At 74.2% G+C, this 302-nt stretch carries 1 protein-coding gene; it reads right to left on the reverse strand.

What is annotated here, in order from left to right; all coding sequences use genetic code 11:
* The coding region (locus SB771_RS33990) for a TolC family protein (RefSeq protein WP_410721913.1) at nt 1-302 on the reverse strand (302 nt) is incomplete at both ends.

Genomic DNA, 302 nt, shown 5'->3' on the forward strand with positions numbered 1-302 from the left:
TGCAAGCCGCATCGCGTCTTCCGCATGCTTCTGCCCGACCAGTTCGGCTTGCGCGGCCAGCAGGTCGAGCCGCTCGCCGCCGAACACGTCCGGCGACCAGCTCAGCGCGAGCCCGGCGCCGGCTTGCCGCACGTAGCCGAGCGGCGGCGGCGTGTTCTGGCGCGCGTCGGCCGCGTGCGCGCTCGCATCGAGCTCGGGCAGCAGCGCCGCGCGCTTGCGTGCGGTCAGCGCCTGCGCCTGCTTCACGCGTTCGGCGGCGGCCTGCAGATCGAGGTTGGCGTCGAGCACGGTTGCGACCAGCC

This window comes from Burkholderia sp. SIMBA_051 (assembly GCF_046534915.1).
GTDB lineage: Bacteria > Pseudomonadota > Gammaproteobacteria > Burkholderiales > Burkholderiaceae > Burkholderia > Burkholderia ambifaria.